Source organism: Halomonas sp. 113 (genome assembly GCF_904067645.1).
Lineage (GTDB): Bacteria > Pseudomonadota > Gammaproteobacteria > Pseudomonadales > Halomonadaceae > Vreelandella > Vreelandella titanicae.
On sequence record NZ_LR881453.1, the window covers coordinates 2,443,738 to 2,457,769 of the forward strand.

The window sequence follows — 14,032 nt, forward strand, 5'->3', positions numbered from 1 at the left end:
CGTGTTGTCGTCAGGCGGGTTCGACTAGCATGCGACCAGTCATTTCCATATGCATCGCGTGGCAGAACCAGTTGCAGTAGTACCAGTGCACCCCGGCTTTGTCGGCGGTGAAGGTGACACTAGCGGTCTGCTGGGGGCTGATCTCCATCTGCACGCCGTGGTTGACCATGCAGAAGCCGTGGGTCAGATCCTCGACCTGGTCAAGGTTGGTGATGACCACGGTCACCTCATCACCCTGTTTGACCTTGAATTCGGTCAGGCCAAATTGCGGTGCGATGGAGGTCATGTACACGCGTACTTTATTGCCCTCGCGGATTACCTTGCTTTCGCCCTCCAGGTTGACGCCGTCTGCCTCGGCCATGGCCACGGTCTCGGCGAAGAAGGGGTCGTCTCGTGTCCATACTCGGCTTGGGTTGATCTGGTCGGCGCGTACCAGAATACAGTCGTGGGGCTCGGCATAAGTGGGGCCGTCATGCACCAGTTTCATTTCTTCCCCGGAGATGTCGATCAACTGATCGTTCTCGGGATGCAGAGGGCCTACCGGCAGGAAACGGTCTTTGGAAAACTTCGACAGCACTACCAGCCACTTGCCGTCGGCATCGCGGGATTCGGTGAGACTGGCGTGGTTATGCCCAGGCTGGTAGTGGACATCGAGCTTCTGACGCAGGTAGTTGACGTCTTCGCCATTGTAGTGGCGAATGGCATCCTCAATATTCCACTTGGCTACCTGGCTATCGATGAACAGCGTGGTATAGGCGTTGCCCCGGCCATCGTAGGTGGTGTGAAGCGGGCCCAAGCCCAGTTCAGGTTCACCCACGATGGTATCGCGCGGTTCGATACTGTCGTCGAACAGCTCAGGCAACTTGTCGATGGCGATGATTGAGCAAGTTGGGGATAGCTTGCCGTTGGCGATGAAATATTTGCCATCCGGTGAGGTATTCACACCGTGGGGGTTCTTGGGGATAGGTATGTAACGTGTCAGTTGCGAGCCCTTGCGCCCATCCAGTACCGGCACGCTTGATTCACCCAGTGTCTTGTAGTTCCCGGCCGCCACGGCGGCTTCAATCGCTTCAACGTCGAATACCACGACCCAGTCGCGCTCGTTGCGCATGGTCTCGGTCAGGGTCATGCCTTTTTCCGAGTTGTAGCAGGTAGAGGCGACGAAACGCCCGGTGTAGTCGGCATCGGTGTTATCGAGGTTGCCATCGACGATCACCTGCCAGGCCACGTCCATGCTTTCGGCATCGAGAGCGTTGAACATAGTAAAGTAGTTGTCGGGGTTCTCCAGGTCGCGGCCGTCATTGATCTGGGGGATCGGCAGTTCGGCATTGGCGAAGACGTACTTGGTGTAAGGCACCTTCTGCAGGCGCAAACCGTGAATCGCCTGGACGTTGGGGATGGTGGTGACCTTGTCCGTCTTCATGATATCGAGACGAATGCGCGCAACGCGGGTGTTAGCCTTGTCGTTGATAAATAGGTACTTGCCGTCGTAGCTGCCGTCGGTCATGGAAATATGGGGGTGGTGGCAGTCGCCGTTGAGGAAATGGCTCGATTCGCCGAGTATCCGCTTCGACTCGTTGCTGATCCCCCAGCCAGAAGCGCTATCCACGTTGAACACTGGAATCCGCATCAGTTCGCGCATTGAAGGTACACCGAGCACCCGAACCTCGCCCGAGTGGCCACCGCTCCAGAAGCCGTAGTAATCGTCGAGCTCGCCGGGCGCAACGTCGATACCGTTGGCGCCGGCGGCCTGAACTTGACGGCTATTGAGTAACGCACCTGCGCCAAAACCACTGGCCAGGCCCGCCCCGGCAACGCCGGTGACGGCGGTATTGCGCAAGAAATGGCGACGGCCGATATCCTGAATATGGTCTTTTTTATCGCTCATGCTTGATTCCCCTGAGATCAGTCTTGCTGGTGAAGAGGGATGCGTTGCCATGCGGCCTGTTTGCCGCTGGCGTCGGTATCCCGTTGGGTCTCAACGCTATTACCGCGCGATGACATATTGGCCGCCTTTTCATAGCGCTTGCGGCGCTTGACCATGGGCGGGCAACGCTGGTCGTCGTGGTAGGTCACTTGGCAGTCGAGACAGTAGTGGCACTCATTGGCATTGATGCGGCCGTCCGGGTGTATAGCGGCCACTTCGCATTCATTGGCACAGATTTGGCACGGGGTACCGCAGCTACCGCGGTGGCGCTTGAGCCAGTCGAACAGGCGTAAACGCGAAGGAATAGCCAACCCGGCACCTAAAGGGCACAGATAGCGGCAGTAGAACTTGTGGTTGAAGGCAGAAATCGCCACCAGTCCAAGAGCATAAATAACGAAGGCCCAGTCACGTTGGAAACGCAGGGTGATTGCGGTCTTGAACGGCTCCACTTCGGCGTAGCGTTCCGCGGTGCCAAGCGAATGTAGCGAGACTGCGAACAAGGCCAGCAGAATGATGTATTTAATCGCCCATAGGCGCTCGTGGAGCCCGAAGGGCACCTCTATCTGCTTAACGTTTAGTTTGCGAGCGACCTGGTTGACCAGGTCTTGTAAAGCGCCGAATGGGCATAGCCAGCCGCAGAAAACTCCGCGGCCCCACAGCAGCAGGCTCACCGCCACGAACGACCAGAGAATAAATAGCATTGGGTCGATCAAAAATGAGGACCAGCTAAAACCGCTTATCAGCGAGTTGGTAAAGGTAAGGATATTGACGACTGATAGCTGGGCCAGCGAGTACCAGCCGATAAATACTAAGGTGTATATCTTGAAACCCAGACGCAGTGGGTTCAGTACACGCGGGTGGCGCGCCAGCATATCCTGGAACAGCATGATGCCAGTGAGCACCAATAATCCGGCGGATAGCACAGCGATCTGGAAAGCCTTGTCGCGCCATACTTGTACCCAGATAGGCTCTTCCACCGGTGGTTCAGGCCGCTCTACATAGGCCTCGGGAACACTGTAGTCGGCGCTAAAGCGGCTGAACTCGGTATCCAAGGGGCCAGAAGCGCGGCGAACCAGTAATTCCAGCTGCCACGGTTGTCCGGGGTCGAAGCCCGTCTCTTCGCGGACGATGAAAATGTCTCGCTCGGCCAGTGTGGGCGCGCCTTCGAGGGCCAGATCACCCAGGCGGATGTGATCGCGATCATGAAAGCTGACCCGAGTGCTGCCCTGTGAAAGCTCGATGCGATCGAAGATGCCGCCGCGCACATACCCTGAACCCTTGAATGAGTAGTCACCACGCCCCATGACGGCAATAGCGTGCTCGCCATCCTTCAGCTCGACCATTAGTTGGTCATAGCCAGTATCGCCGAGCAGGTTGCGGCCAGCGGTTGGTGGGTTGAGGTAGGTGTAAAACAGCTCGATAAAGGTTTTATCGGCGGGCTGTGGCGAGCGCAGGTAATCTTCGGCGGGCGTACCTATAAAGCTCGTATCGACCTCGCCATGGGTCAGTTGCAAACGGCGAATGGTGCCGTCGCCGGTCAGTTCATCCCAGTTTGCAGGGGCGAAAACGTCTTCTCGAACGCGTGCCGGTGGTGTCTGGGAGGGGTCGGCAATGAGCTGCTGTTCAGCGGCCACTTGCCTGGCGCTGCGCATGATGGTGTCGCTGACGACGATGACGGTCACCGTCGCACCAGAGATCGCGTCAAGATTGTCGCCGACCCTGAGCCTGTCATTGACGTGGGCCGATTCGTGCTCATCGGCGAAGCTATTTAGCTTCGACTCGGGAATGCCCACCAGCATGATCGGTTCGGAATGACTGAGGACGTCGGCCTGTACAATTTGCCCATCCAGACCGATGCCCACCAGTACATTGACCGGTTTGCCTGAGTAGGCGGGGATTGGAGCGACATCCACACTCTCAAAAGCGTAGCCGAGCAACTCATCGTCGCTGGCGAGTACACGGCTTACCGGCCACTGTGAATCCGCGGCTTCAAGATGCTCTGCCGTGGGAAACCCCTCGCGTACCTGCTCCAGTTCGATAGCTTGGGCGGGCAGTGTTATTGCTAGGAGTAACAGTAAGCTAATCCAGATGCCGGTTAGACGGCGTGGGTAAGCCACAGGGGACATCGTGGTTTCCTTTCGGGTCAAGAGCGTTATAGAACCGGTTCTAGCAAGTGGTCGACGGCAGCTTTCACTTCGTCATCGCTCAAGCCCAATTGGCCTCCTTTCGGCGGCATTGCCTGAAAACCGTTAATCGCATGGTCGTACAAGGTCTCTTTGCCTTTTTCCACGCGAGGCGCCCAATGTTCGGCATTGCCGCGAATGGGAGCACCTGCGGCGCCCGTCATGTGGCAAGCCATGCAGGCTTGGTTATAGGTGGCTTCGCCATCTGCATGAGCGGTAATCGAAATAGAGGCAACAACGCCTAGCAACAGTATGGACGCGAGGGTTTTCATTGAAGTATTCCTTATGCATCTTTTGAGTTGAAATTACCAATTCGGCAACGTGGCAAGGTGGTTTATAGAGGTATACGAGTTGCTGGGTACTGATGTCTCAGTACGAGAAAAGGTATGAAGTTCACTTTAAAGAAATAAGGGGGACTAATGTTGATCTGGATCATTTTTAGTCTCGCGTACCCCTACAGAGCATTAGCTTACCCCTTAGTGGGTAGGCGATGACGTCAGTCGTTATTGTGATTTCAACTCGAAATTCAGACGCTTGGCTATGCACCACGGCGCTAGGGGTGTGGCGATGTAGAAATGTTTTTTACAGCGCGGATTATTTCAACATGTTCAAGTACTGGCGCAGCACTTCGGCATTGTTACGGCGCTCTTCCTTAGAGGCAAATACCAGAGTAACTCGCTCTTTCCTGGCACGTTGTGCAAGATTACGAAGAGACTCGCGATAAGAGGTTAACTCTTTGAGATAGCGACTGCGGAAGCCACTCCAGTCGAGAGAGCCATTATGAAATGCTTTGCGAAGTTCGCTGCTTGGGGCGACCTCCTTGCGCCATTCATCGATTTTGGCTTCCTCCTTGGACACCCCGCGCGGCCAGATACCGTCGACGAGGACACGATAACCATCTTTGCTTTGAGGTGAGTCATAGGCTCGCTTTAATTCAATATCCATCGCTATCTCGCAAGTAAATGAGTTTCCTTTAAAGCCTAGCTAGTGAGTCGGTTCCACTCTACTTGAATCCTAGTAAGCCCAGACAATAGCCATCAGTAAACCCCATGCCAGCACCCCGGCGGCCATAACGGTGTAAGTAGCAGACATCGTTGTTACGTCATTCGCTGAGCGTTTACATAGAGCCTGCAGCCCGTGGTAGACCAAACTGCAAGAGATGCCCAGTGCCACCAGTACTACCAGCGCATTGAACAACAGGCTGGGGAGCAGCAGAGCGGTCGCTGCTGACCAAAGTGGCAAAGGTGCCAGGGCTGCCAACAGATAAGCGTCGTGGTAGCTAATTGAGAGATCACGATCGCTATTGACCACCGCGTGAATTAGCCAGCCCATTACAAAGAAGGTGAGCAGCTCGGCCAGGAATAGAATGGTCGTGATGAAGCGCCACTGCCGATCGGCGAAGCCTGGAGCGAAGATATCTCCGTAGTGTGTACCGGCATAATAGAGCATCACGGGAGGTAACAACGACATGGGCAGCACGATGCACCAAGCCAGAGTGGCGATTGAAGGATGGCGTTGCTGGAGGTCTTTCCATCCCGCTAAATGGGTAAAGGGCAGTTGAATAATGGTTAGAGGGTTCATTGTCTAGCCTCGCAGTCAGTTGTGATCGTTGTGGGCTTAAAATATCATGTCATGATATTATATTCAGAATTAAGGCTAGTTTGTATTTTGTCAAGTGTGAAGCTTGATTCTCTCTGTTTTAAGAGAGCGCAACCCATATCAGCAGCAGTGGTGCATGCCCGTGTGAAATCTGAGAAGTCATAGCATCAGCCTACCTCTAGAACGGCTATGCCCTGGTGCAAACCGCACAGAGTGATTAGGCACTATTAAGAAACCCAGCCGCATTCTGGCTCGAATTAATTAGTAATCTTAAATTTACCCAGGGTTTTGCTCTTGCCAAAAATTGATCTGTGGCAATGTTGCTAGGGGGATTCTTCTGCTAATCTTAAAAATGTAAATAATATACATCTTAATAAATGCATGCCTTTTGGCTTCCCAGCCTAAGGTCGGATCTGACTAGCAAGGGAGTATGGCTTATGGCTGATGGTCTCACTAAATCAGCGGCCCGCAATATTTTCTACGGTGGTTCGCTGTTCTTCTTCCTGCTATTTGCTGCGCTAACGGCTCATAGTCATTGGTACATGGTCAATGTCTCCACGGACAGCGAAGGTCTCACGGATTCTGTTAAGCATGGCAAAGAAGTGTGGGAAAAAAACATGTGTATCAACTGCCATAGCATTATGGGAGAGGGGGCTTACTTCGCTCCTGAACTGGGTAACGTCTGGGAACGCTATGGAGGTCATGAAAATCCTGAGGCTGCCAGATCGGGTATTAATGCCTGGATCCGCGCCCAGCCATTGGGGATCGAGGGTCGTCGTCAAATGCCAGCGTATGACTTTAGCGAAGAGGATATGAACTCGCTAATCGACTTCCTCGAATGGACCGATGGCATCGACGATCAGGACTGGCCCCCACATCCCGCTGGCTAAAGCTACCAGCCGAAGGATGAATCAAGGAGAACCGTACAATGAAATATGAAACCCAGAAGGTTGCTTTACCCTTTTTTATGGTGGCCATGGCGCTATTTACGCTACAAATAGTCTTCGGACTACTGGCCGCCACCGTCTATGCTTGGCCCAACTTTATGGCCGAAGTGATGCCCTTTCATATCATGCGTGTCAGCCATACCAATCTGTTGATTGTGTGGCTGCTGATCGGTTTTATGGGCTGCACCTACTATCTGATGCCAGAGGAAGCCGAGCGGGAAATTCATAGTCCCAATCTGGCGTATATCCAGCTGGCGATCTTTGCTTTTGCTGGCGTCGCTGCTCTGGTCGGCTACCAGTTCGGTATCCATGAAGGGCGCGAGTTTCTTGAGCAACCGTTCTGGGTGAAAATACTCATCACCATTTCTTTTCTAATGTTTCTTTTCAATACCAGCATGACGCTGCTCAAGGGCCGCAAGACCGCTATCAATCTGGTGTTAATGCTGGGGCTTTGGCTAGCGGCAGTGTTTTGGTTATTCGCTTTCTACAATCCGACCAATCTAGCGGTAGATAAACTCTACTGGTGGTGGGTGGTGCATCTGTGGGTGGAAGGCGTATGGGAATTGATCATGGCTTCCTTGCTGGGTTACCTGCTGATCAAAATGACCGGCGTGGATCGCGAAGTGATCGAAAAATGGCTCTATATCATTGTTGGGTTGGCACTGTTCTCCGGCCTGCTGGGCACCGGGCACCACTACTACTGGATTGGTGCACCTGGCTACTGGCAGCCCATCGGCAGTATCTTCTCGACGCTTGAAGTGGCGCCTTTCTTCGCCATGGTGGTATTCGCCTTTACCATGTTCTGGAAGGGCAGTCGTAACCACCCTAATAAAGCGGCCATGCTATGGGCCCTAGGCTGCCCAACCATTGCCTTTTTCGGCGCTGGTGTGTGGGGCTTTATGCATACCCTCTCGTTCGTGAATTACTACAGCCATGGTACTCAGGTAACCGCCGCTCATGGCCATCTAGCTTTCTATGGTGCCTATGTGATGCTGATTCTTGGCGTGATTACCTACGCCATGCCGCAGATCCGCCGTGTGCGGCCTTATAACCAAGTGCTGAACATGTGGGGCTTCTGGATCGTCACCAGTGCCATGTGCTTTATGACCTTTACCCTGACCTTCGCCGGGGTCGTGCAGACTCACTTGCAGCGCGTCTTGGGTATGAATTACATGGAAGTACAGGATCAATTAGGCCTGTTCTATCTTATGCGTCTGGGCGCTGGCGTGGCCGTGGCCGTGGGGTCGATCATGTTGCTTTACTCTTTCTTCGGCCCCGCTCGAGAGCAGGTGCCAGCCGGCGGCACACAAATTACAGCTGGGGCAGGCTCGGCCTGAACTTAACGGCCCTGCGGGGCCGTTTTTACTTTCTTTATTTATTTTCCGGCAATGGAGTCTTCCCATGCCTCTTTCTTCTGTCGCTAATCCTATCGATGAGCGTGAAATACCTTTCTACGAGAATGTCGGCAACGAATGCGCTATGTTTGAGCACGCCTTTCGCCAACGTTTGCCGCTGTTACTTAAAGGCCCCACCGGGTGTGGTAAAACACGTTTTGTTAGCCATATGGCCGCTAAGCTGGGCCGCCCACTATTCACTGTTTCATGTCACGACGACCTGACTTCAGCCGACCTTACAGGCCGCTATCTGTTGCAGGGCGGCGAGACCCGCTGGGTCGATGGCCCGCTTACTCGCGCAGTGCGCGAAGGGGGTATCTGCTATCTCGATGAGGTGGTAGAAGCGCGTAAAGATGTCACCGTGGTGCTTCACCCGCTCACCGATGACCGCCGACTACTGCCGTTGGAACGTACCGGGGAACTGCTCGAAGCGCCGGATGACTTCATGCTGGTAGTGTCTTACAACCCTGGTTATCAGCATATTCTCAAATCGCTTAAACCGAGTACCCGCCAGCGCTTCCTGGCCATGTCATTTGATTTTCCACCACCCAAAGTTGAGCGCGATATTGTCGCGCGGGAGAGTGGTTTGCCCGGAGAGCAGTGCGCCGCGCTGGTCAATCTTGCCGCCAGCCTGCGGGCCATGAAGGGGCAGGATTTAGAAGAGGGTGTTTCTACTCGCCTGTTAGTTTACTGCGCTACCCTGATTGCTGCCGGGGTGCCCATTTTGGAAGCTGCCCGGGCTACTTTAGTGGAGCCGCTGAGTGATGACGCAGATGTTCAGGAAGGGCTGATGGAAGCCATTCACGCAACCTTTGGGTGAGGGCAGGGCATGCTTGATTTTCTTGAAGTCGAAGAGTTTGTAGGCCGCCATTGGCACCGATGGGCTTCCAGTGCGGCAAGCTACCCAGACCATCCCGAAGCCGCAGTGCGCCTTGAAACGCTGCGGCCCATGCTCGGCGTCTTTTTCCGCGCCGGAGGCGGCGAGGCGGGTATCGATGTTGCTGCTATTGCGGGGCGTAGTTCGTCGCATCGCTTATCCTTACGTCAAAGGCTTGGGCTTGATGAGGAGGTGCTCGATCAAGCACGCCGTGACGAAGAAAGACTGTTGTTACCGCCACGCATTGCCCTGTTCGCCGAGGCTTCCCTGAACCGGGATCTCTACCTTTGGCTGGTAGCGTACCTGGCGGTGACCCGGCATGTGCACGTCGTCGAAGATCCGCTACAGCAAGACCTTCTCCAGCTGCGTGAAGTAAACCGGGCGACTCGGGCAGTGTTGGCCCACTTCCCTGGGCTCGCTCAGCGTCACGCCAGGTTATGTCAGGCATTGCTGGCCATTCGCCCTCAGCGCAAGCGCTTGCCGCCGATGGAAGCAGCGCTTGAATCCGTTCTCTGTGCCCAGCTGGGAGAAACGCCGCCCGAGGCTGGCTGGGCCGAAGTGATGCATATCGCCATCCTCGACGAGACCCTGTCTTTGGACAATTTTCATGCGCCGCATGGATACCGGCCGCCACTGCCGGTGCCGCTATGGGGGCAAGCCGTTGCCCTGGGTACTCATAAACAAGCACGAACCGAGCAGGAAGATGATGAGGCGCCGGTTCCAGGGAAGAATTCGCCACAAGATGATCACGGTAAACGTAAGGCTGACCGGCGCGAGCAGGATCAGGCCGACCGCGATGACTCTTTAATGCTCAATGCATCCGAAAAGATGCTTTCCTGGGCCGAAATGGTCAATCTCAATCGTCATGTAGAGGATGAAGACGATGATGAGGCCAAACAGGCGGCCGATCAGATTGATGAAATTGTGCTCAGTGCTAACCGTAAGAAGGCGGCTTCCAAGTTAAAGCTTGATCTTGATCTGGCGCCCGGTGAGGTGAGTGGGGGAAGGCTGCGTGGGCGCCATACCTATCCGGAATGGAATCATCGTAAGCAAATCTATATGCCTGACCACTGTGTGGTACTCAGCGATGTGCAGAGCGAGGAGGGGGAGAACTGGCAGCCGGATGAAACGACAAAACGGCGCATTCGCCGAGTCCGACGCGAGTTTGAAGCACTTAGGCCGCGTCGTGAGACGCTACGTGGCCAGCTGGATGGCAGCGAGCTGGATATGGACGCCGTCATTCGCTCCCGCTGCGATCTGGCGGCTACCGGTGAAGCCAGCGACCGTCTTTATCAAGCTAGCCGTACCCAGGCGAGGGATTTGGCGGTTTCGATCCTGGTCGATGTATCCCTTTCCACTGAGGCCTGGCTGGAAGACCGGCGAGTGCTGGATGTGGCTAAAGAAGCGCTGCTGGTATTGGGGCACGGCCTTGCGGGGTGCGGCGATGACTATGCCATTCACAGCTTTACCTCCCACCGTCGTCACCGTGTTTGGGTCAATACGCTGAAAAGTTTCGATGAGCCAATGGGCGAGCGGGTGTCACGGCGGATCGCAGCGCTCAAACCAGGCCACTACACGCGTATGGGGCCCGCTATTCGGCACCTTTCCCAAGCGCTTGCCAAACGGCCCAATCGGCACCGGTTGCTGCTACTTCTGACCGACGGTAAGCCTAACGATACCGACTATTATGAAGGGCGATATGGTATAGAGGATACGCGCAAAGCGGTACTTGAAGCGCGAAGGGAAGAAGTGCGGGTATTCGGGGTAACGATCGACCGGGAGGCGGGGCGCTATATTCCTCATCTATTTGGGCGAGGTAGTTATGCCATTGTCCAACGTCCGGAGCATCTCGCCTTGGCTCTGCCGAGTATCTACCGCCAGATTGCTGCTTCCTAAGGAGGTTATCTATGGTGCGCTTGCGCTTCGTAGCGGCGATTAGTCTGTGGTCTTTGGTCGCTTTAGGGATAGTCGTGCCGCTGGTATGGCTTATCAATAACCGAGATTGGGGCGTGGCGCTGATGTTTCTGGTTCCCTTTATCGTTTATGGTTTGATGCGGTTGGGTCGGTCGCTGGAAGCCTGGGCAAACGCCGCGCAGCGGCCTTGAGGTACTGATTCCGCACTTCGCTAAATCCAATCCTGTGAGGCTACCCCACTAAATGAAAGCGACCGGCCAGGTAGCCCGCGGCAATCAGCGTTAACGTTAATAGTGTCAGGGCAATGAAAACTCCCTTCCAGGCTGGGGTCGCGGCGCGCAAGTTTAAATAGACCATGAGCACACAGTGGGCTTTGAACCCCGTCGCCATCATTATCATGGCGGCTGACCATAGGGGAAGCACCTGCCAGTCGGTGGTCTGATCTAGCCGAGCGGAAACCATGGAAACCAGGGTCAGCGCCATTAATACGCCCCAAGTAATCAGTAAACGTCGTGTACCGGGCAGTGCCCTCATTGTTTCCTCACAAAATTATCTGAGCAGATAAATCAGTGGATAAAGCAGGATCCAAATCAAGTCCACCATATGCCAGAAGGCTGCCGCCGTTTCTACGTTCTCGGTGGAGGTGCGCCAGCTCACTAAGCCTAGTAGCGCTAAGCCGAACACAACGTGAGCAAAATGGAAGGCGGTTAAACCATAGTAAAAACCAAAAAAAACGTTCGTTTCTGGCGTTATTCCAGCGGCAAACTTACTTGTATACTCAAAAACCTTAATGAGACAGAACAGTAGGCCCAACAGTATAGCGGCGCCTAACCACTGTCGGCTGCGCTGTATGCGCTTAGCGCTTATCGCCTCAACGGCAAAGGCTACAAAAAGCCCACTGGTCAAGAGCACCAGGGTATTGAGGCCGCCCAGCACCGGGTCAAGCTGATGTTGGGATTCATTGAATAGTGCAGGGTCAAGGGCGCGTTGACCGGCATAGAGCGCAAAGAAGGCGGTGAAAACCAGCATTTCGCTCAGTATCAATACCCACATCAGTGGATTGCCAGGTAGCGCTGAAAGCGGCCCCCAGCCGGGATTGGGCAGGTCGTGCCTCATTAATACTCCACTCGGTAAGCGTTGTGCCGAGGTATCAGGGCTCATTAGTTTTCGTCAATATATTAAGTGCATTTTAAATACATGTTAATTTTGGTGCAATATTTCTTTTATTTGACACGCGTCACTACCCAGCGCCACGGCAACGCTTAGCATCAGTGGCCTAGTGTTTGCCGATGATGCCTTTACTTCGGAGTGACTGTTATGTCATTGCTGTCTTTACCTTTTTCCATGCCCTCTTTTTCAATTTCCCCTCCTATAACGCCTAGCCATTTGATACGTCTCCTTGATCCACGGGTACCGTTTACAATTAAGCAACGTATAGTCGAGCCTTTACTCAACCGTACTTTTGCTATGCCGCTTGCTGAGGGGGAATTCGATGCTTTGGAAGGTCGGCGCATTAGTCTCACCATCGCCGATTTAGGTGTGACGCTAAGTCTGACGCTTGAATCCCAGCGCTTGATATTATGTCGCGAGAAAGGCGAGGCAACCATCCGGGGAGGTTGGCGGGAATTCTTGTGCCTTGCCACGCGCCGCGAAGATCCCGACAGCCTGTTTTTCCAGCGTCGCTTAATCATTGAAGGGGATACAGAGCTGGGGTTGACGCTCAAGAATCTACTCGACGGTTGCGAGGAAGGTCTTGCACAAGGGCGTTTGGGGGAACTGTTGTTGGGGCTGGAGCGTTTGGTAGGTAAAGAATGACCCAGGCTTCTGAACTGTTCACAAGCGGCCCCGGGTATATGCCGAGGCCGCCCATTATTACGCTGCGTCGAGGGGGCGTGAGGGGCCAAAGTGCTCAAAGTGTCGGCGATCCTCGTCGACACCCAGTTCGGACAAAGCGCTGTTAATCGCCGTCATGAATCCTTGGGGGCCGACGAAATAGCAGCGCGCCTTAAGATCAGGCAGGTAGTGAGCTAATAAGCTGTGGTCGATACGACCAATATGTTCGGCTTCGTTGCCGCGCTCATGAATACGGACAGCCTTAAGACGTTGAGGATACTCGCTCTTCAGCGCTTCTAATTCGCCTTTAAAGGCCTGGTGGTCGGCGTCCAGGGCAGCGTGTAGATAGGTGACTTGCCGCCCAAGGGACAAGGCATGTCTTGCCATGGGGAGCAGGGGCGTTTGCCCAACGCCGCCGCTGGCAAGCAGCAGAGGTTCGTCACCTTCAATCAGCGTGAGGTCACCTGCTGGTGGTAACAGTTCCAAGGTGTCGCCGGGTTGTAAGACATCGTGGAAGTGGCGGCTGACTTGGCCCTGTTCTTCGCGTTTGATCGAGATTCGATAGCTTTGGCCATTTGGCGTGTCTGAGAGGCTGTAATGCCGATAAACCAGCTCGCCATTAATGGTTAGACGTACACCGATATACTGACCTGGCTCATGGTCAGCCACACGTCCTCCATCCTCGGGCTCAAGGATAAAAGAGCGAATTACAGCACTTTCCTGATGGGTACTGGCAATCTTGAAACGGCGTGTGCCGCGCCATCCCCCCGGGCGCTGCTCAAACTCACGATAGCGCTGGTCTTCGAGGTCAATTAACAGGGCGGCAAGCTCGTTATATAGAGCGCCCCACGCATCGGCGATTTCCGGGGTGACGGCGTCACCCAGCACTTCGCCAATCGCTGCCAGCAGGCATTCACCGACAATAGGGTACTGCTCGGGAAGAATCCCTAGCGAGACGTGTTTACTGACCACAATATCCAGAGTAGCACGCGCCTGAGCTGGATTACTGCGTAGTTGCACATAGGCCAACACGGCGTTGGCCAGGGCACGGGGCTGACCACCGCTTTGCTGATGAACCTCATTAAAGAGCGGCTTGACCTCTGGGTAGCGGGTAAACATCAGCGGATAGAAGCGCTGTGTAATCGCATTCAGGTGTTCGGCCACGACGGGAGCTGTCGCGTTGATCAGCTTTTCCTGTTCATGTGTTAGCACGGATAATACCTCAATCGTTAAGATTCATTGCAAATGCATCTTAACGCCAAAAGCGATAAATACCAACCATCAAGGGGCTTTGTTAAGGAGAGGGGGCTGCTAGTCATTTGAATAACAAGGCCTGAAGACAATGCAAAAGCGTCTGT

Annotated in this window: 14 protein-coding genes; 6 read left to right on the forward strand and 8 right to left on the reverse strand. The window is 54.4% G+C overall.

The features are described from left to right. Positions 1-10: 10 nt before the first annotated feature. From nosZ to YERSI8AC_RS11430, 5 genes are all read right to left on the reverse strand, one after another. Positions 11-1,888, reverse strand: a complete 1,878-nt coding sequence (gene nosZ / locus YERSI8AC_RS11410; protein ID WP_159176767.1) for a TAT-dependent nitrous-oxide reductase — start codon at positions 1,886-1,888, stop codon at positions 11-13. Positions 1,889-1,905: 17 nt separating this feature from the next. Next, positions 1,906-4,053, reverse strand: coding sequence for a transcriptional regulator NosR (gene nosR / locus YERSI8AC_RS11415; RefSeq protein ID WP_159176768.1), 2,148 nt, complete (start codon positions 4,051-4,053; stop codon positions 1,906-1,908). Positions 4,054-4,079: 26 nt separating this feature from the next. Then, positions 4,080-4,382 (reverse strand): c-type cytochrome, encoded by a 303-nt coding sequence (locus YERSI8AC_RS11420; RefSeq protein WP_159176769.1) that lies wholly within the window; start codon positions 4,380-4,382, stop codon positions 4,080-4,082. A 322-nt stretch (positions 4,383-4,704) separates the two neighbouring features. Next, entirely contained in the window at positions 4,705-5,055 is a 351-nt protein-coding gene (locus YERSI8AC_RS11425) for a DUF488 domain-containing protein (RefSeq protein ID WP_159176770.1), read from the reverse strand. 69 nt (positions 5,056-5,124) lie between these two features. Further along, positions 5,125-5,691 carry a YIP1 family protein gene (locus YERSI8AC_RS11430; protein WP_159176771.1) on the reverse strand — a complete coding sequence of 189 codons (567 nt, stop codon included), beginning with the start codon at positions 5,689-5,691 and terminating at the stop codon, positions 5,125-5,127. A gap of 455 nt (positions 5,692-6,146) precedes the next feature. Here YERSI8AC_RS11430 and YERSI8AC_RS11435 point away from each other — a divergent pair, with 455 nt between their 5' ends. From YERSI8AC_RS11435 to YERSI8AC_RS11455, 5 genes are all read left to right on the forward strand, one after another. Then, positions 6,147-6,599, forward strand: coding sequence for a c-type cytochrome (locus YERSI8AC_RS11435; RefSeq protein WP_088701534.1), 453 nt, complete (start codon positions 6,147-6,149; stop codon positions 6,597-6,599). A 38-nt stretch (positions 6,600-6,637) separates the two neighbouring features. Beyond that, positions 6,638-7,993: a cbb3-type cytochrome c oxidase subunit I gene (locus YERSI8AC_RS11440; RefSeq protein ID WP_159176772.1), complete on the forward strand. Its 1,356-nt coding sequence runs from the start codon at positions 6,638-6,640 to the stop codon at positions 7,991-7,993. 64 nt (positions 7,994-8,057) lie between these two features. Then, positions 8,058-8,870: a CbbQ/NirQ/NorQ/GpvN family protein gene (locus tag YERSI8AC_RS11445; RefSeq protein WP_138801014.1), complete on the forward strand. Its 813-nt coding sequence runs from the start codon at positions 8,058-8,060 to the stop codon at positions 8,868-8,870. A 9-nt stretch (positions 8,871-8,879) separates the two neighbouring features. Then, on the forward strand, positions 8,880-10,823 hold the full coding sequence (locus YERSI8AC_RS11450; RefSeq protein WP_159176773.1) for a nitric oxide reductase activation protein NorD: 1,944 nt from the start codon (positions 8,880-8,882) through the stop codon (positions 10,821-10,823). Between the two features lie 11 nt (positions 10,824-10,834). Then, positions 10,835-11,032, forward strand: coding sequence for a hypothetical protein (locus YERSI8AC_RS11455; protein ID WP_159176774.1), 198 nt, complete (start codon positions 10,835-10,837; stop codon positions 11,030-11,032). A 40-nt stretch (positions 11,033-11,072) separates the two neighbouring features. Here the strand turns inward: YERSI8AC_RS11455 and YERSI8AC_RS11460 are convergent, their stop codons facing one another. Then, positions 11,073-11,375, reverse strand: coding sequence for a cytochrome C oxidase subunit IV family protein (locus YERSI8AC_RS11460; RefSeq protein ID WP_027959377.1), 303 nt, complete (start codon positions 11,373-11,375; stop codon positions 11,073-11,075). A gap of 15 nt (positions 11,376-11,390) precedes the next feature. Next, positions 11,391-11,957: a cytochrome c oxidase subunit 3 family protein gene (locus YERSI8AC_RS11465; RefSeq protein ID WP_041158446.1), complete on the reverse strand. Its 567-nt coding sequence runs from the start codon at positions 11,955-11,957 to the stop codon at positions 11,391-11,393. A gap of 228 nt (positions 11,958-12,185) precedes the next feature. On the opposite strand from YERSI8AC_RS11465, the gene ubiT reads away from it, so the two are divergent. After that, positions 12,186-12,656: a ubiquinone anaerobic biosynthesis accessory factor UbiT gene (gene ubiT, locus YERSI8AC_RS11470; RefSeq protein ID WP_159177927.1), complete on the forward strand. Its 471-nt coding sequence runs from the start codon at positions 12,186-12,188 to the stop codon at positions 12,654-12,656. Positions 12,657-12,713: 57 nt separating this feature from the next. Here the strand turns inward: ubiT and hmpA are convergent, their stop codons facing one another. Further along, positions 12,714-13,886, reverse strand: coding sequence for an NO-inducible flavohemoprotein (gene hmpA, locus YERSI8AC_RS11475; protein WP_141441130.1), 1,173 nt, complete (start codon positions 13,884-13,886; stop codon positions 12,714-12,716). Between the last annotated feature and the right edge of the window lie 146 nt (positions 13,887-14,032).